The following is a 17248-nucleotide window of genomic DNA, read 5'->3' on the forward strand; positions in this document are numbered from 1 at the left end:
GCAGCATGCTGAAGATTCTGGTGCGCCTGTACCTGGTGATCATCGTCGCCTATGCCGGTGCTCTGCTGTTGATTCCAGACGCCATCGTCGGCCTGTTCCATGACCGGTTCATGGCCTACAACCTGGACCAGGCCAAAGGCGTGCAGTCACTGATCGTGCGCCAGTTCCGCCAGGCCCCGCGCGAGCAATGGCCGGCGGTCGAACAGGACCTGGCCGAGGCGTTCGCGCCGCTGCAGGTGAGCCTGTTGCGTACCGATCAGGCCAACTTGAGCGCCCCGGAGCAGGCGCGTCTGGCGCAGGGCTTGTATGCGGTGCGCATCGGCGACTGGGGTTACTACCAAACGGTGCTGGCGCCGCTGGAGGAGGGCTGGCTGGTAAGCCTGCACTCGCCACCGGACCCACTGGACATCAACGTGCTGTCCTGGGGGGTGACCGTGCTGATCGGCGCCGCACTGCTCGGCTGCCTGCTGCTGTGGCTGTGGCCTCACTGGCGCGACCTCGAGCGCCTCAAGGAAACGGCCAGGCGCCTGGGCCAGGGGCAGATGGCCGAGCGCACGCATATTTCCCCGCATTCGAACATCGGTGAGCTGGCCGGTGTGTTCGACACCATGGCCAGCGATTTGGAGCGCCACGTCAATCAGCAGCGTGAGCTGCTCAACGCCGTGTCCCATGAGCTGCGCACGCCGCTCACCCGCCTGGACTTCGGCCTGGTGCTGTTGTTTGACGAAGTGCCGCCCACCAGTCGCAAGCGCCTGCTGGAGCTGGTCGGTCACGTACGCGAGCTGGATGAGCTGGTACTCGAACTGCTGTCCTACAGCCGGCTGTACAGCGCCGACCAGGCCCGTGAGCGGGTCGAGGTGTCGTTGCTGGAATTGGTCGACAGTGTGCTTGGTGGCTTTGCCGAAGAGCTCGATAGCCGGGGCATCCGCTGGGAAGTGCGCGCCGATGATGGTTTGCCCCGTTTTGTGCTTGACCCGCGTCTGACGGCCCGGGCCGTGCAGAACCTGGTGCGCAATGGCATGCGCTATTGCGATCAGAGCCTGCTGCTGTGCCTGCGCCTGGAAGAGGACGGTGCTTGCCTGTTGACGGTCGAGGACGACGGTATCGGCATCCCGGCCGAAGAGCGCGAACGGATCTTCCAGCCGTTCTACCGCCTGGACCGCAGCCGGGACCGAAATACCGGCGGCTTCGGCCTGGGGCTGGCGATCAGCCGGCGAGCCATCGAGGGGCAGGGTGGGACACTGACCGTGGCGCAGTCGGCGCTGGGTGGGGCGCAGTTCAGGATTCGTCTGCCAGCAGCTTGGTAAACTTACACTTTCAATAGCGAATAATTTCTTCGCGGATGTAATAGCGAAGGTAACTTTTCTGAAGTAATAAACGAACTTTTTTCTCGCCCCCCGTAAATGCTCGACCGAAATTTTTAGAATCATTCACGGGGTTAGTTTTTTCCAATGGATGATGAGATTTATGTGCCTTCCTTAATGACGGATTGAGAGGTCCATAGATGTCTGAATTATCCTGCAAGAGCTGTATCCCGGATGCGGCTTTCGGTCAAAGCGGAAAAGTTGAGATTGTCTTCCCCGGTAACGTCGCCAGCGGCGTGCACGGTATGGCGTTGAATAACGGCCGCCTGTTCGTGGTGGCCCGGGTCAGCCACGGCTTTGCGGGCCAGGTCGCCTTTGCCGGTTTGACCGAGCAGGGCCAGGTGGACCCAAGCTTCGGCCAGCAGGGCTTTGTCATGGCGCCGTTCGGTAAAGACCATGCGGCCAAGCCGATCGAGGTCATCGCCAGTGCCGGTGGTGACTTCGTGGTGCTGGCTGAAGACCGTTCGCAGTCGGCTGGCTTCCCCATCCTGGGGCGCTACAAGCCCAATGGCGAGCCGGATCGCAGCTTCGGCGAGGCGGGGGTGGTAACGCTCAAGCTGCCAGGGCTGCTAGCCAACGATGAACCCTTTGGCCTGACCGAACTGGCCGATGGGCGGCTGCTGGTCGCCATCACCCGCTTCGACCATGAGGCGAACAGCGTGGGCCTGCTGGTGCGTTTGCTGGCCGATGGCAGTCTTGACGCCTCGTTCCATGACAACGGCGTGTTTGTCTTTGCCTTGAACGATGCGTCCAACCTGTGGTTCGAGGGGGCCCTGCAGCAACAGGATGGCCGGGTAGTGGTCTGGGGCTCGACCGATGCGGCGGGGTTGTTGCTGCGCCTGGGCCTGGATGACCTGCCCGACGCTGGCTTTGGCGAGAGTGGCTGCGTGCGTCTCACCGCGCCGCGTGGTACCCAGCGGGCCAGCATCGAGTTCTATGACGTGGTCGAGGGTGAGGGCGGCGACCTGGTGGTTGCCGGTGCCACCGACAGCCGGCCTTATCTGGCAGTGGTCGGGCGAGTCACGTCGTCGGGGCAGTTGGATCCGTCCTTCAACCACGGTGATGTGCTGGTAACCGCCGCCAGCAGCTTTGGCTCCCGTTGGGTCCGCAGCCTGCAGCGGGACGGCCGAGTCACGGTCTGTGCTGGCTTGACCGGTATTCCTTACAACGAGCGCGAGACCGAGTTTCTGGTAGGGCGCCTGTTGGCAGATGGGCAACTGGACCCGGGCTTCGGCAACGGTACCGGCCTGAAGCGCACCAACATCGAAGCGGGCGCAGACGTTGCACACTGTGCGTTGAGCCCGGACGATCAGCGCCTGATCCTGGGCGGCACTGCGAACGTGCCGGGTGAGAACAGCAAGGCCTACCTGGTGTGCTACTTCGTTTGACGCGATACAGGCAGGGGCTGGTCAGCCCTTGCCTTGCGGGTCGAGCGCTTGCTTGTCGGCCTCCTGCTGCCAGAGTACGTAGCGGTCCTTACCGGCATGCTTGGCCTGGTAAAGGGCTTGGTCGGCATGCATCAACGCCTTGCTCAAGGTGTCCCCGGCGATGATTCGGGTCAGGCCAATGCTGATCGTCACCGGTTGTGCGTCCACGTCCTTGCGCACCCGTTGGCACAACATCGCGACGCGCCGCTCGGCGTCTTGCTGGTCGAGCCCGGCGAATAAAATGACGAACTCTTCACCGCCCAGCCGGGCAAATTCATATCCCTGCATCGTGGTCTTGATGTGCGCGGCCACGCGCTTGAGCACCTCATCGCCGACGTCATGACCAAAGCGGTCGTTGACCTTCTTGAAATTGTCGATATCGATCATCGCCAGGTATTGCCCCGGCGGCGCCTGGTGCAATTGGCGCTCGGCCTTGACCATGAACGAGCGGCGGTTGGGGATTTCGGTGAGCACATCTACATAAGCCTGTTCGAGCAGCAACCTGGACATGTAGAAGTTGTGCAGCTTGGCCTGGCGGATGCGCAGGTAGCTGTAGATCACCAGGCCGCTTAAAAACACGGCATAGCTGAGCAGCATGGCGGCTTCAAGTTCGTCGAGGTCGATGTTGGTACCGTAGAACGGGTTGAGCATGGCCCAGGTGATGACCATGGCGCAGAAGAAAGACCAGCGCCGGACTGGCAGAACCGAGACGCTGTACAGCACGGTGGATGTGCCCAGCACCAGCCAGACCGGGCGCAGGGCGATAGGCAGGCCTTCGATGACCAGGCGCATGCCCAGGGTGATGACGGTGATGAACAGCAGGTTGAGTACGTCGAAATGGTGGCTCCGGCGGGTGAAGCCCAGGACTATCGTGAGGCTGCACAGCAATGCCATGAACAGGCCGGAACGCCAGGTGAAGCCCTGGTTGCCCAAGTAGCTGACAATCAGGTCGAAGACTAGCCAGACGGCGATGCTGACGCAGAAAATCAGCTGGCAGAAGCGCCGCGAGTTGTCGAATTCATGCTGGCGGAACTCGGCGCGCAGTGCAGCGGGCGCGACCTGCTGGCGAACGTGGTCCTCGATGGTCTTGAACATGCCTGAGTTCCTGCTCAAACGGCCACTCACTCTAATGACAGAACACCGCGAGCCCAAGGCCGATAACGCAGCGCGAATACCGCTTCGGCATGGCATCCGCCGGTCAGCACAGGCTCAGCCGCCTGCGCCCGAAAAGCCTGCCCCGGGCCACTCACCTGGCGAAACGCCTCACGCACCACACCCACGCGGCACGGCAAGGCCTGCTCGTACCCCTGGCGCACCAGGGGCGGCAGCCGCCCGGTGCCGGCGCCGTCCTGCCACCACACAGTCAAGCCCAGCTGCGCCAGTTGATCCAGCCATGCGGCGTTGACCCGCGGCGCCAGCCTGCCGGCACTGAAGGCACTGAGGTGCAGCGGTTTGTCCAGCTGCCGGTTGAATGCCTGCAGCTGGCTGTACAGCGCCTCACGGCGCTGGGCGTCACGAAAGTGCAGGTCGTCCAGTTCCATCGGCAGGTACCACCCCACCACATTGAGGTTCCAGTCCTGGCGTAGCTGCTGATAGTGACTCAAGGAGCGTCCCAACTGAGCCTTCCAGTAGCTGCTCAGCCCCTCGCTGTCGGACTGCTCGATGCGCTTGTAATAATCCGGGTCCATGTAAAGCCCGAGCACCAGCTCCAGGCCTTGGGCGCGGGCTTGGCGCAGGCTGTTGGCCAGCCAGCCCTGGGCGCCGCCAAAATCACTGTCGCCATAGGCGCTCCATTGCACGATCAGGGTCTTGCCACCCTGCGCCGCCGTGGCCTGCCACAGTCGCTGCCACTGGGCCGGGCTGATCTCGGCATCGCGGTTCAGCGGCTGATAGAACAGGCGTTGGTCTGCCAGCGCCGGCAGGCACAGGGCGAGCATGCAGATTGCCAGGAAGGTACGCATCAGAAGGTCATCTCCGCGCCAACCAGCACACCGTCAGCCCGCTGGTAGAGGTTGCCTCCCAGCGACTGCTGATATTCGGCACGCACTTTCAGCGTGCCGCGGTAAGCGTTGTAGCGATCGTCGTCGAACCACCACTGCCAGCGCAGGCCGACACCGGCGCGGGCATCCTGGCGCCAGTCGTTGCTCGGGTCCTGGCTGGAAAATTCGACGAATCCGTATGGCATCAAGGTTTGCGGCGAACTACCAGGCAGCTTCCAGGCATGGCCCTGTTGGTAGCGCGATAGCCAGGCATGGTCGCCGGCACGGGTCCACCAGGCAGCGTCCAGGTAGAGGAAACGTTCGTTCCAGTCGTCTTCGTCGACCCGCCAGTCGTTGCGCCAGGTGCCCTGGTCGAGGAACGACGCCGTCGCGCGCAATAGCAGGTCATTGCTCGACTCGGCATTGGTGCGCAAGTCGCCCCAGTTGCCGCCGACCTTGCTCGGGCTCAGCAGCTCGCCCAGGCTCAGGCCGCTGTAGTGCTCGGTGTCGATCTGCCGCTGGTGGTACAGCTCGGCATACAGGTTGAGGTTGGCCTGGCCGAGCGGTTTGTAGCGCAGGCCAACCCCGGTGCCCATGCTTTGCGCGTAATCGGTGCGGCTTTGGCCACCGAACAGCACCCGGCCGTACACCGACAAGGTGCTGCCGTCGCGGCTGGGTTCTTCGCCCAGGGCGTGGTCCCACATGGCCATTTGCACATTCTGCGATTGCGCCCGGCGGGAAGTGCCGCTGCGCTCGCCGTTTTCGAGGAATTTGTCGTTGGTCGAGGTGCCGGCGGGCGACCAGGTGCTGGCCAGGGAGACACTGTCACGGCGCGACAAGGTTTCGTGGGCGCGACGCTGGCGGTATTTGCGCGCTTCGAGGCTGCCGAACTCATCGTCGGCGTCGACCAGATGCTGCTCCACATCGAGGATCCGGCGCAATTCGCGGCGGGCCGAGGCGCTGTCTTGGGCTTCGTCATAACGCAGGGCGAGGGTTTCGCCAATGCGGTAATCCTCAGGGTAGTCGCGGGTAGCCTGCTCCAGGTACGGGATCGACTGGCGCCGCAGGGTTTTGTCGGGCGAACTGGCCAGGCGCATGCCGTAGTCCGCGCGGTAGCGTGGCTGGTCGGGGGCCAGGCGCACCGCTTCGGCAAGCCAGGCGGTGCTTTGGGCGGGGTCGCCTGCCAGCTGCGCGGTGCTGGCAGCCGCGTAGAAGTGCTCAGCGCGTGGGTTGTGCGCCAGCGCTTGGCGCTGGAAACCCAACGCCGTCTGTGGGTCGCCCTGGCGTTGGGCGATCGCGGCGCCGAGCGCCCAGTTGTCGGCGCTGTCGTGTGCAGCACCATCCCAGTAACGGCGGGCAGCCTGGATGTCGCCGGCGTTCAAGGCCCCGGCGGCGGCGGTCAGGCGGGCGTTGTCAGTCCAGGCGCTGTCCGGCAGGCTGCGCCAGATGGGCAGGGCGGCTTCGGAGTCGCCAGCAGCTTCCAGGGCGTAGGCCAGCGGTAGGCGACTACCCCTGTCGCCCAAGCGTTCGGCAGCCTGGTAATAGACCACTGCTTCACCGGGTTGCTCAGGCATCGCGCAGCGACCCAAGGCGCGGTACTGCCCAGCTTCGGTGGGGGTGGCCGCAATGGCCTGGCGCACGGTGTCGCACTGGCCGGCCTCGGCCAGGCGGCCGAGCAACTGGGCGCGGGTGCTGGCATCCACCCTGGGCACCAGGCTGAGCATGCGCCGGTTGCCCAGCGGGCCGTCGTTGCGTGCATACAGATTGCCCAGGCGCTGCAGCAGCGAAGGCGTCAGACGGCCTTGCCGGCGGTCGTAGGCCTGCTCCAGCAGGCCTCGGGCACGGTCGCCATGGCCTTGCTGCAACAGCAGGAACGTGGCCTGTTCGAGTGCCGCCAGGTCACCGCTTTGACGGTAACGCTGTTCCCATTCGGCTGCAGTACGCGGTTGCGGCGCTGGCGCAGGGTCGCCATAGAGGCGCTGCTTGAGCACCGCATAGGCGCGGGGATCCGCGCTGATCTGGCAGCCCTTGAACTGCGCGCGGGCGACATCGGGGTCGTGGCGTGACAGCCAATCGACGGTGTCCAGGCACGGGCGCTGCAGTTCGTTGCTCAAGCGCCGGACCAAGGCCGCATCGTCGCCTTCACGGGCCAACTCCCAAAGCTGCTGGCGCAGTGCCGGGTCCTGCAATTGCTCGGCGGGCAGGCTTTGCAACCAGCGCTGGGCCTGTTCGTTATGGCCCACGGCGATGGCCCGGTTGGCCATCGCCAGCCGGGTGCGGTCGGCGATCTCGGGCGAGGGAGCGCTTTGCAGGAGCTTGCCCAGGCCCTTTTCATCGAGTTGTTGAACGTACGCATTGGCCAGCCGCTGCCAGTCCTCTGCCGGCAACTGGCCGTGGTCGGCCAAGGGTTGCAGCTGTTCGATGGTCTGCTTCCAGTTGCGCAGTTGCTCGGCGAAGTTGGCCCGCGCAAGGCGCAGCACTTTGCCGTCGTCTCGGGGCGGCAGCTGGTTGAGCCAGTCCAGGGCCCGGCCGGCGCCTCCGAACTTGGCCAGGCTCAGACTGTAGGCTTGCCACAGGCGTACCCGCTGCATGCTGTCGGCCGTGGCTAGCCAGCTTTCCACCTGGCTGGCGGGCGGTGGGTCCTGTTCGATCCAGGTCAGGCGCAGTTCCAGCAGGGCATTGGCGTATTCGGGGCTGCCACCGAGTTGCTCGGCCAGGGCTTGGGCGTCCTTGTAGCGGCGCTGGTGAGCCAGTGCCTCGACCAGCAGTGCGCGGGCCTCGTCATTGTTCGGCACCCGGCCCAGTACATGGCGGGTCAGGCGCTCGACTTCGGCCCAGTTGTCCTTCTTGGCTTCGCGGTAACTGCGCTCCATGAACGGATAGCTGGTAAAGCGCTGAAAATCGGTCATCGGCGCCGCCAAGGCAGGCAGGGCGCAGGAGCACAGCAGCAGGCTGGTGAACGTGAGGGTCAAACGCGGCTTCATGCCACCTCCCTGATCAGGTCGAAAGCAGCCTGCTGCTCGCTGGCCTGTTCGGCGAGCGCCTGCTCCAGCACGGTCTCGGTGATGATGCCGCGTGCGATCAAGTGCTCGCCGAGGCTTTGCTGCTCGGGGTCGAAATCGATCAGCGCCTGGTTGAACAGCGTCACCGGCACCATGCCGCGCACCTGCAGCAAGGCACCGAGCATGACCTGGTGAGTGCTGACCTGCTCGATCAGTTCGGCGTTGTCCTGGTGCTTTTCCAGCACTTCCAGCATCTGCTGGGTCTCAGCATGCTGCCAGGGGCTGGGGTAGTGATAGCGCAGGCCCAGCGTTACCCGTCCCTGTGGCGCCAGCCGGTAGTTGACCGGGCGCTTGAGCTGGCGGCTGATGACTCCCAGCGAGACCTGGCTGACCGGGCTTTCGCTGGCCAGCACCAGGGTGTCGCCCTCTTCGGCTACCGGCAGTACGCCATAGTGCGTCGCCAGGCGGCGTGGCAGTAGCGCGATCAGTTGCCGATCGAGCTTGAACGGGTTCAGGGGGGCCCAGGGCAGGTCGAGTTGTTCGGAGAGGGTCTGCACCAGCTGTTCACTGGTCAACCAGCCACGCAGCAGCAGTTCGCGGCCCAGACGCCGCCGTACCGGGCTGGTGATGGCCTGTTCGAGCTGTGCTTCGCTGATATAGCCCTTGGCGACCAGGCGATGCCCCAGCGGAGTACGGGCCGGTGAGGCGATGGCAGGGAATTCGTGGGTGGTCTTGTCCCAGGCCACCCGGCGCGAATCGCCCATCTCCATCACTTGCCGCAGGGCGCGCAGGTTGGCGAAGAAGTTGACGAAGTTGCTCCACATCATCCGTGGGGCCGACAGCAGCCCCTCACCGATGCCGTAATAGCGGGTGACGAACCAGCCACGCTGGAACAGGCGGTTGATCAGCAGCAGGCCGTTGAGCCAGAGCAGCGTGGTCAGCAGTTGGCTGTCGCTGAGGATCGACATGAAGCGCCAGGATTGCGGAGCAATCACCGTCACCAGCCACATCGCCAGCAGCACCAGCAGCAACAGGTTGACCAAGAAGCTCAGCAGGTAGGCGAACAAGCCTCGGCGGTCGCGCCAGAGGAAGTAGTTGAGCGCGCCTGTTCGGCTCCAGCCCAGGTTGCTGGTGCCCTGAAACACGATGCCGACGATCCAGCGGGATTTTTGCCGGATGGCATGCTGCCAATCGCGCGGGAAGTGCTCGCGCACGCAGATCACCTGGGCGAACTCGCGGCTCATGCCGGGGCGCCATTGCTGCTTGAGGGCCAGTGCTGGGTCGGTGACCGAGTAGCGGGCAAAGATGCACTTCATGCCTTTTTGCTTCAGGCGAAAGCCGATGTCGTAATCCTCGGTCAGGCTCTGCACGTCGAAGGCGATGCCGTCACCGTCCTCGAGCAGGGCGCTGATGGCACGGCGGCTGAAGCAGGTACCCACCCCGGCACTGGGCACCTGACCGGTAAGTGCCTCGCGGACGATCACGTCCTTGCCGTGGTTTTCGGCGAACTCGTCCACGTAATGCCCGGCGGTGAAGCCGCGCCATTGCGGCGCGTACGGGTACACCGGGATCTGGATCATGTCCTTGGCGGGCAGAAGGTAGTTGAACAGCCGCAGCTCCATGGGCGAGATCACGTCCTCGGCGTCATGCAGGATGAAGCCTGCGAACTCGATACGCGCGTCGTTCTGGAAACGCAGGATGGCATCGATGATGTTGTTCAGGCAGTCAGCCTTGCTGGTGGGGCCGGGGCGGGCGCAGACCACCTTGTGGACGTTGGGGTAGTGCAGGCACACGGCATCGACGTCGGCCTGGGTTTGTGGGTCGTTGGGGTAGGTGCCGACAAAGATCTGGTAGTTCTCGTAGTCGATGGTCGAGGCCGCCAGGCGCGCCATTTCACCCACCACGCCCACTTCGTTCCAGGCCGGGACCATGATCGCCAGGGGCTTTTCCGGCACCTCGAACAGGCGCTTCTCGTCGGCCCTGGCGTACTTGTCATAGATACGCAAATGGCGAAACAGCTTGCGGCACCAGTAGCACAGGTCGATGAACAGGTCGTCCAGCCCGAGCAGGAACATCAGTGCGGCGAGGATGATCGCCAGGATCTTGAGGCCAAACAGTACGTAGGTGAGAAAATCGATGAAAGCCAGGCTCATGCGTCATCCCGTTTGCTCAGGCTTTCCTCGAACCAGCGGCTCAGGCGCCCGGCGATGATTTCGCTGGCGTGGCCGTCACCGAATGGGGTGAATACGCGCGCCATGCGCGCGTAGGCCTGGTCATCGTCCAGCAATAGGCTGGTTTCCTTGACGATGCGCTCGGTCTGCGTGCCGACCAGCTTCACCGTTCCGCCTTCGAGCACTGATGGCCGTTCGGTGACCTTGCGCAGCACCAGCACTGGCTTGCCCAGGGCCGGGGCTTCTTCCTGGATGCCACCGGAGTCGGTGAGGATGATGTGGGCGCGGTTCATCAGCCATACGAAGTGCTGATAGTCCTGTGGCGCTATCAAGTGGATGTTGTCACGCCCCGAGAGCAGGCCGTAGACCGCTTTCTGCACTTGCGGGTTGAGGTGTACGGGGTAAACGAACTGCACATCGGGGTATCGCAGGGCCAGTTCGGCCAGTGCCAGGCAGATACGTTCGAAACCGGCGCCGAAGTTTTCCCGACGATGGCCAGTGATCAGCACCATGCGCTGATCGTCCTGCAGGTTGTGCAAGGGCGAGTCAGCGGCGGGGTGCCATGCGGTTTCCTTCAGGTATTCACGCATCCACAGCAAGGCGTCGATGACGGTGTTGCCGGTGACTTCGATATGTTCCAGCGGTACGCCTTCGCGCAGCAGGTTGTCGCGGGCCTTGGTGGTGGGCGCGAAGTGCAGGTCGGCGATCACCCCGGTCAGGCGCCGGTTGGCTTCCTCGGGCCAGGGTTGCTGCAGGTTGCCGGTACGCAGCCCGGCCTCGACGTGGCCGATGGGGATATGCCGGTGGAAGGCGGCAAGGCCGGCGATGAAGCTGGTGGTGGTATCGCCGTGGACCAGCACGATCGCTGGCTTGACCTGTTCATAGGCCTTGTCGATCGAGCCCAGCAGGTCGCGGGCAAGGCCATTGAGGGTCTGGTTCTGGGTCATCACCTTCAGGTCCTGATCGACGCTCAGGCCAAAGGCGGTCAGCACTTGTTCAAGCATCTCCCGGTGTTGGCCGGTCGAGCAGATGTGCAGATCGATGTCGGGCCACTCACGCAGAGCCCTGGCCAGCGGGGCCATCTTGATCGCTTCTGGGCGAGTACCGAATACCATCATGACGGTGTTGGCCATCGTGTAGTTCCTCGTACGATTCCCTGGACGAAGGTGTACGACCTTGCGCCGCCTGCAATGGGTAGATACAAGCAGGCAGGTGCCGGGTTGTCCAATGCACGCGCGTTCGCAGCCAACGGCCTGCGTTGAGCGCATCAAGGCGAGGTCGATTCACGCCGCCAGGCGGCCGAGTTCCAGGGGGGGATGGGGTGGTGCGGAAACGGTCATGCTAGTTTTTCTTGACTGGATGGTCAGTCAAAAAAGTATTTCTGACTTTTTCTTGCTGGCGGCTTCTTGTAACTTGGGAGGCCTTTTCTAGAGGGATCTGAACATGCAAGGCAAGGCACGCAAGATCGTCCAGGCCATTCTCTACGAGGCCATTGCCGTGGCCTGCGTGGCGCCGGCGCTGCAGCTGGCATTCGGGGCCGGCATGGCGCAATCGACCGTGCTGTCGATCCTGATGTCGGGCATCGCCATGAGCTGGAACATGGGCTTCAACTGGGTGTTCGAGCGCTGGGAAGCACGCCAGCCCAAACGCGAGCGCACGTTCTTGCGCAGGGTGCTGCACGCACTGGGCTTCGAAGGCGGGCTGGTGGTGATCCTGCTGCCGCTGGTGGCGTACTGGCTGGATGTCAGCCTATGGGCAGCGTTGCTCACCAACATGGCGTTGTTCGTGTTCTTCTTCGTTTATGCTTTCGTGTTCCAGTGGGGGTTCGACAAGGTCTTCGATGTGCCGCTCTCGGCACAGCAAGCCAAGTGTTGACACGCCGACGTACAGCGGGATAAGTTCCCACCCCATGAACACTTTCCCGCACGTGAACGCCATTATTATTACCGCCATTATCAGTTTGGCGGGCTAGCGCGTACGTGCACCGAACCCGCCCTGGAGGCGGGTTTCCACTCTTCGACTCCTGGGCAACGTGAAAACAGCCAAGGAGTTGCACCCGATGACCAGCCTCAACGTCAGCCCCCGTACCCCGCTTAGCCCTCAGCAGCTGCTGTCGGAGCAGGTGCGGCGCATTTTGTCCGCGCCGGTGTACGACCTGGCCATCGAGACCCCTCTGCAAGCGGCGCCGGCGTTGTCTGCACGCCTGGGCAACCAGGTGTTGCTAAAGCGCGAAGACCTGCAGCCCACGTTCTCGTTCAAGATCCGTGGTGCCTACACCCGGCTGGCGCGTCTGAACACCGCGCAGCGCGAGCGCGGTGTGATCACCGCTTCGGCAGGCAACCACGCCCAGGGTGTAGCGCTGGCGGCCTCGCATCTGGGCATCAAGGCGACCATCGTGATGCCGACCACCACGCCATCGCTGAAGGTCGAGGGTGTGCGTTCACGGGGTGGGCATGTGGTGCTGCACGGTGAAAGCTTCCCCCATGCGCTGGCCCATGCACTGACCCTGGCCGACAGCGAAGGCGCCACCTTCGTCCCCCCGTACGATGACCCGGACGTGATCGCAGGGCAGGGCACGGTGGGCATGGAAATCCTTCGCCAGCAGCCCGGTGCGCTGGATGCCATCTTCGTACCGGTCGGTGGCGGGGGCCTGGTGGCAGGCATCGCCGCGTACGTGAAGTACTTGCGCCCTGAGGTCAAGGTGATCGGCGTGGAGCCTGAGGACTCCAATTGCCTGCAGGCCGCCATGGCTGCCGGGGAGCGGGTGATCCTGCCGCAGGTCGGCACCTTCGCTGATGGTGTGGCGGTCGCCCAGGTCGGCGCGCACTGCTTCGAACTGTGCCGGCATTTTGTCGATGAGGTGGTGACCGTCAGCAGCGATGAGCTGTGTGCGGCAATCAAGGACATCTATGACGACACCCGTTCCATCACCGAGCCGTCTGGCGCTCTGGCTGTTGCAGGCATCAAGAAGTACGTGGCCCGCGAAGGCGCGCAGGGGCAGACGCTGGTAGCGATCGATTCCGGTGCCAACGTCAACTTCGACCGCTTGCGCCACGTGGCCGAACGCGCCGAGCTGGGTGAGCAGCGCGAGGCGATCATCGCCGTGACCATCCCCGAGCAGCCCGGCAGTTTCCGCGCCTTTTGCCAGGCACTGGGCAAGCGCCAGATCACCGAGTTCAACTATCGCTACTACCCCGGCAAGCAAGCGCGGCTTTTTGTCGGCGTGCAGACGCACCCGCTGCACGACCCGCGGGAGAACCTGCTGGCACAGCTGGCCGAGCAGGGTTACAGCGTGCTCGACCTGACCGACAACGAGTTGGCCAAGCTGCATGTGCGCCATACCGTGGGTGGCCATGCGGCGCCGGGGGCCGATGAGCGGGTGCTGCGCTTCGAGTTCCCGGAACGGCCGGGCGCGTTGTTGGGCTTCCTGGAGCGGCTGGGCAAGCGCTGGAACATCAGCCTGTTCCATTACCGCAACCATGGCGCGGCCGAGGCGCGGGTGTTTGCCGCCCTGGAGGTGCCAGAGGATGAGCAGGCAGGGCTGCCGCTGGCACTGGATGAGATGGGCTATCGGTATTGGGATGAAACCGACAACCCGGCTTACAAGCTGTTTCTTGGATGATCGGGCGCTGTTGAGATCGAAGGCCCCGCACGGGGCGCGCGATCTCGACAGCCCCGCAACACCCAGACCATGGGCCGGCACGCCACAACGGCCGGCTCAGCGCTCGCGCATGAAGAACCCGGCCACGAACTTGCGGAATGTCTCCAGGCTCTTGAAGTCGGCGTAGCGCTTGAAGTTCTCGGCGTCCGGTTCCGGCCCCACCGGCTGCTCCAGCAGCGACACCGACAGCACGCGGTCCTGGTCGGAGGTCAGCACCAGTTCATCCATCACCTGGCCACCGATCACCGGCCTGCGCATCTGCACCTTCACCCCCTTGCTGGCCATCCAGTCAATCAACGACACCAGGGCCTTGAGCGGCTCACGTTCCTCGTCGCGGTAAACCGGGAACAGGTGAGCGCGCGACAGCACCGGCACGCTGGCCACGTGGATCAGTTCATAGAAGTGACTGCCTGCGCTGGTGGGCGAGTACAGGGTCAGCGCCAGCAGCGGCCCGGATGCCCGACTGCCGCCCCAGTACAGATGGTGCCCCTGGAAGTCGAAACCGTCCTCGCTGCGGTTGTTGAACAGCTTGCGACCCTTGATCTGGTCGACGCAGTCCAGCAGCAAACCGTGGCGGCGGTGGCTGCCGAACACCGTGGCTTCGCGCAGGCGGGCCTTGAGCATCATCATGTGCTTCATGTCCAGCCGGGTTTCCAGGTAGTTGCTGGCGGGCACGCGTTCGAGCAGCGGGTAACGGCTGGCGACGCTGCGCAGTTCGGCGAACTGGCTGGTCAGGTCTTTCTTCAGGTGCGTGGCGTAGAGGTTCAAGCCGCTGGTTTCGATCCAGGTCAGCAGCAGCGAGAGCAGGCGCTGTTGATCGCGGCGTTCATTGCCATCGCCGGCGCCGCCCGTGCTGTCGCTGGCCTTGCGGAAGTCGCCGAGCAGGCGCAATGGTGTATCGGGCGCCAGCCAGGCGGCGGGCGGGGCAGGGTCTTGCTCATGGTCGGCGCCCTCACGCTCGTCTTTGCTGAACGGGCAGCCGGGTGCATGCTCGGCGGTGCCGGGGTTGTTCTTGAGAAACAGCGTGCCGGTGCTGCCATTGAGGGTGACATTGAGCACCGGCAGGGCGTCCTTGCGGCAATCGCATGCCAGCCACTGGTTGGCGCTGCGCACCTTCATCAGCAACTGGTTAGCCTGTAACAGGCCGGGGCCTGTGAGGGTGCCGGTGGCGAATGCCTGCAGCAGTGCCTCTTCGGCCGGGGTCAGGCTACGTACCTGCGCGGCGGTTTTGTCGATGATTCGCATGAAGCAGCTCCAAGCTACGAGCCACAAGCTTCAGGCAAAGTTGCGCCGCTTTCAACCAATCACTCAGTTGCCGGCGAACAGTGTTGCCGCGCGGGCGCGAATTTCGTCGGGGCTGAGGTCTTCTTTATGGGTGGAGACGAACCACATGTTGCCGAACGGGTCTTTCAACGTGCCGCTGCGGTCGCCGTAGAACTGGTCCTTTACCTCATGCAGGGGGCTTGCTCCTGCTGCGATGGCCTGGGCGTAGACCTTGTCGCAGTCCTCCACGTACAGGTGCAGGCCAACGGCGACACCGTTGAGTGACTGGCTGGGCGCCAGCCCTCCGGCCATGTCGCATGGGTCGGCGAGCATCAGCGAAGAATCGCCGATCTTCAGCTCGGCGTGGCCTACACGGCCGTCCGGGCCCTCTAGACGGAACATTTCGACCGCGCCGAAGGCTTGCTTGTAGAAGTCTATGGCCTTGGCGGCATCCTTGATGCCCAGGTACGGGGTAATGCTGTGTTGGCCTTGTGGAATCGGGCTGGCTGCCATGTTCGACACTCCTCTGAGATGAATGCGAAAGGGGCGGGTTGCGCCCCTTTTGCATAGAGTCGGTCAGGCCGCTCGAAGATCGACAGGTTCGCTAGATCGTTTGTCTATAAGCATGGCCGGGTCAGAAGATGTAATCGGTGGTGAGGAAGGTCGATTGCCGGTTGCGGATGATTTCGCTGATCAGTTCCTTGTTGGCTTCCTGGAAGCGGGTCGCGACCAAGGTACGGATAGAGAACACGCGCAAGGCGTCATGCACCGACAAGGTACCCTCGGCGCTGTTCTTGCGACCATTGAAGGGGTAGGTGTCCGGGCCGCGCTGGCACTGGGCATTGAGGTTGATACGGCCGACCTGGTTGGCAAAGATATCGACCAGGCTGCCGATGGTCTTCGGGTCGTTGCCGAACAGGCTCAACTGCTGGCCGAAGTCGGAATCGAGCACGTAGTCGATCACCGTCTGCAAGTCGCGATAGGGCACCACCGGTACCACGGGCCCGAATTGCTCTTCGTGGTACACCCGCATGTCGCAGGTTACCGGGTAGAGCAGGGCAGGGTAGAAGAACGACCCGCGGCTGTGCCCACCCCCCTCGTTGACCACCCGCGCGCCTTTGGCCGTGGCATCTGCCACCAGGGCGTCGAGGTAATCGACCTTGCCCGGCTCCGGCAGCGGCGTCAGGGCCACCCCTGGCTCCCAGGGCATGCCTGGCTTGAGCGCAGCGAGCTTGCGCTGGAATTTGTCCAGAAACGGTTCGACCACGTCCTCATGGACGAACAGGATTTTCAGTGCGGTGCAACGCTGGCCATTGAACGACAACGCGCCGGTGACCGCTTCTTCGACTGCATTGTCCAGGTCTACCTGGGGCAGCACGATGCCGGGGTTCTTGGCATCGAGCCCCAGGGCGGCGCGCAGGCGGTGCGGGCGCGGGTGGAGCTTTTTCAGATCGCTGGCGGCCTTGTGCGTGCCGATGAAGGCGAACACGTCGACCTTGCCGCTGGCCATCAAGGCACTGACCGTTTCGCGCCCGCGGCCATAAATGACGTTGATCACCCCCGGCGGAAAGCTGTCACGGAACGCTTCGAGGAGCGGGCGAATCAGCAGCACGCCGAATTTGGCCGGTTTGAACACCACCGTGTTGCCCATGATCAGCGCGGGAATCAACGTGGTGAAGGTTTCATTGAGCGGGTAGTTGTAAGGCCCCATGCACAAGGCCACGCCAAGTGGCGCGCGGCGGATCTGGCCGAGCGTGCCCTGTTCGAGTTCGAAGCGGCTGGACCGGCGGTCGAGGTCTTTCAGGGCGTTGATGGTGTCGACGATATAGTCGCAGGTGCGATCGAACTCCTTCTCGGAGTCCTTGAGGTTCTTGCCGATCTCCCACATCAGCAGCTTGACCACGGCCTGGCGCTGTTCGCGCATGCGCGCCAGGAAGGTTTCCACATGCTGGATGCGTTCGGCCACACGCATGTTCGGCCACGCGCCGCGGCCTTTGTCATAGGCCTGTACCGCGGCGTCCAGTGCCGTCAGGGCCGTATCGGCATCGAGCAGCGGGGCGCTGCCGAGGATCACCTGGCGCTCGCCGCCGCCTTCCTTCAGCCATACCGGGCTGCGCACGGTGGCCAGCGGGCCGTCCCAGCGCCTCAGTTCGCCATTGACCAGGTAATCGCGTTGCTCCAGGGGGGCATCCAGCTGCCAGGGGGTAGGGACATCCCCGGCAGCAGGAAACAGCGAATCGAGCAGATGGTCCATGTGTGCTGCACCTCACAAGTCTGGGTAGGTGAATCGCTTCAGCTTCGAGGATGCACCCGCCGAAAGAAAAATACCAGTCTGGCTCAATATTGCCCGCAGTGCGCCGATACAGAATTAATCGAGCGCA

12 protein-coding genes are annotated in these 17248 nt (G+C 63.7%); 4 read left to right on the forward strand and 8 right to left on the reverse strand.

The window, feature by feature from the left end; translation table 11 throughout:
* Positions 1-5: 5 nt before the first annotated feature.
* Both ACIPZH_RS18215 and ACIPZH_RS18220 read left to right on the forward strand, forming a co-directional pair.
* The gene (locus ACIPZH_RS18215) at positions 6-1307 is read left to right on the forward strand and encodes an ATP-binding protein (RefSeq protein WP_400637186.1); all 1302 of its coding nucleotides are present in this window, start codon (positions 6-8) and stop codon (positions 1305-1307) included.
* 197 nt (positions 1308-1504) lie between these two features.
* Complete coding sequence (locus ACIPZH_RS18220; RefSeq protein ID WP_400637187.1) at positions 1505-2752, forward strand: delta-60 repeat domain-containing protein; 1248 nt, start codon at positions 1505-1507, stop codon at positions 2750-2752.
* Positions 2753-2773: 21 nt separating this feature from the next.
* Here ACIPZH_RS18220 and ACIPZH_RS18225 read toward each other — a convergent pair whose 3' ends face one another.
* From ACIPZH_RS18225 to wecB, 5 genes are read right to left on the reverse strand one after another with little or no spacing between them, the layout of a single operon-like run.
* Positions 2774-3886 (reverse strand): diguanylate cyclase domain-containing protein, encoded by a 1113-nt coding sequence (locus tag ACIPZH_RS18225; protein WP_400637189.1) that lies wholly within the window; start codon positions 3884-3886, stop codon positions 2774-2776.
* Between the two features lie 26 nt (positions 3887-3912).
* Positions 3913-4752: a DUF4434 family protein gene (locus ACIPZH_RS18230; RefSeq protein ID WP_400637190.1), complete on the reverse strand. Its 840-nt coding sequence runs from the start codon at positions 4750-4752 to the stop codon at positions 3913-3915.
* Positions 4752-7754, reverse strand: coding sequence for a phage receptor (locus tag ACIPZH_RS18235; RefSeq protein WP_400637191.1), 3003 nt, complete (start codon positions 7752-7754; stop codon positions 4752-4754). The genes ACIPZH_RS18230 and ACIPZH_RS18235 overlap by 1 nt, the downstream gene beginning before the upstream one ends.
* Entirely contained in the window at positions 7751-9925 is a 2175-nt protein-coding gene (gene nrfB, locus ACIPZH_RS18240; protein ID WP_400626481.1) for a cyclic di-3',5'-guanylate-activated glycosyltransferase NrfB, read from the reverse strand. The genes ACIPZH_RS18235 and nrfB overlap by 4 nt, the downstream gene beginning before the upstream one ends.
* Positions 9922-11076, reverse strand: coding sequence for a non-hydrolyzing UDP-N-acetylglucosamine 2-epimerase (gene wecB / locus ACIPZH_RS18245; RefSeq protein ID WP_400637193.1), 1155 nt, complete (start codon positions 11074-11076; stop codon positions 9922-9924). Before wecB ends, nrfB begins: the two co-directional genes overlap by 4 nt.
* A gap of 310 nt (positions 11077-11386) precedes the next feature.
* On the opposite strand from wecB, the gene ACIPZH_RS18250 reads away from it, so the two are divergent.
* Together ACIPZH_RS18250 and ilvA are read left to right on the forward strand one after the other, a co-directional pair.
* Positions 11387-11818: a PACE efflux transporter gene (locus ACIPZH_RS18250; protein WP_400637195.1), complete on the forward strand. Its 432-nt coding sequence runs from the start codon at positions 11387-11389 to the stop codon at positions 11816-11818.
* A gap of 184 nt (positions 11819-12002) precedes the next feature.
* A complete protein-coding gene (gene ilvA, locus ACIPZH_RS18255) occupies positions 12003-13565 on the forward strand; it encodes a threonine ammonia-lyase, biosynthetic (RefSeq protein ID WP_400637197.1) in 1563 nt (520 codons plus the stop codon).
* A 96-nt stretch (positions 13566-13661) separates the two neighbouring features.
* Here ilvA and ACIPZH_RS18260 read toward each other — a convergent pair whose 3' ends face one another.
* The 3 genes from ACIPZH_RS18260 to ACIPZH_RS18270 all read right to left on the reverse strand — a co-directional run bounded on the left by ACIPZH_RS18260 (position 13662) and on the right by ACIPZH_RS18270 (position 17121).
* Positions 13662-14849, reverse strand: a complete 1188-nt coding sequence (locus ACIPZH_RS18260; protein WP_267816419.1) for a hypothetical protein — start codon at positions 14847-14849, stop codon at positions 13662-13664.
* 63 nt (positions 14850-14912) lie between these two features.
* On the reverse strand, positions 14913-15380 hold the full coding sequence (locus ACIPZH_RS18265; protein ID WP_349975659.1) for a VOC family protein: 468 nt from the start codon (positions 15378-15380) through the stop codon (positions 14913-14915).
* Positions 15381-15501: 121 nt separating this feature from the next.
* Positions 15502-17121 (reverse strand): NADP-dependent glyceraldehyde-3-phosphate dehydrogenase, encoded by a 1620-nt coding sequence (locus ACIPZH_RS18270; protein ID WP_241803690.1) that lies wholly within the window; start codon positions 17119-17121, stop codon positions 15502-15504.
* Positions 17122-17248: the final 127 nt, after the last annotated feature.

Origin of the sequence: Pseudomonas sp. NPDC089758 (genome assembly GCF_044748705.1) — a bacterium.
In the GTDB taxonomy this organism is placed as follows: domain Bacteria; phylum Pseudomonadota; class Gammaproteobacteria; order Pseudomonadales; family Pseudomonadaceae; genus Aquipseudomonas; species Aquipseudomonas putida_X.

Bases quoted from the DNA above. Each gene is read 5' to 3' on its own strand.
- wecB (WP_400637193.1), bottom strand. From the start codon at position 11,076: ATGGCCAACACCGTCATGATGGTATTCGGTACTCGCCCAGAAGCGATC.
- ACIPZH_RS18260 (WP_267816419.1), bottom strand. From the start codon at position 14,849: ATGCGAATCATCGACAAAACCGCCGCGCAGGTACGTAGCCTGACCCCG.
- ACIPZH_RS18225 (WP_400637189.1), bottom strand. From the start codon at position 3,886: ATGTTCAAGACCATCGAGGACCACGTTCGCCAGCAGGTCGCGCCCGCT.
- ilvA (WP_400637197.1), top strand. From the start codon at position 12,003: ATGACCAGCCTCAACGTCAGCCCCCGTACCCCGCTTAGCCCTCAGCAG.
- ACIPZH_RS18235 (WP_400637191.1), bottom strand. From the start codon at position 7,754: ATGAAGCCGCGTTTGACCCTCACGTTCACCAGCCTGCTGCTGTGCTCC.
- ACIPZH_RS18250 (WP_400637195.1), top strand. From the start codon at position 11,387: ATGCAAGGCAAGGCACGCAAGATCGTCCAGGCCATTCTCTACGAGGCC.
- ACIPZH_RS18270 (WP_241803690.1), bottom strand. From the start codon at position 17,121: ATGGACCATCTGCTCGATTCGCTGTTTCCTGCTGCCGGGGATGTCCCT.
- ACIPZH_RS18230 (WP_400637190.1), bottom strand. From the start codon at position 4,752: ATGCGTACCTTCCTGGCAATCTGCATGCTCGCCCTGTGCCTGCCGGCG.
- ACIPZH_RS18215 (WP_400637186.1), top strand. From the start codon at position 6: ATGCTGAAGATTCTGGTGCGCCTGTACCTGGTGATCATCGTCGCCTAT.
- nrfB (WP_400626481.1), bottom strand. From the start codon at position 9,925: ATGAGCCTGGCTTTCATCGATTTTCTCACCTACGTACTGTTTGGCCTC.
- ACIPZH_RS18265 (WP_349975659.1), bottom strand. From the start codon at position 15,380: ATGGCAGCCAGCCCGATTCCACAAGGCCAACACAGCATTACCCCGTAC.
- ACIPZH_RS18220 (WP_400637187.1), top strand. From the start codon at position 1,505: ATGTCTGAATTATCCTGCAAGAGCTGTATCCCGGATGCGGCTTTCGGT.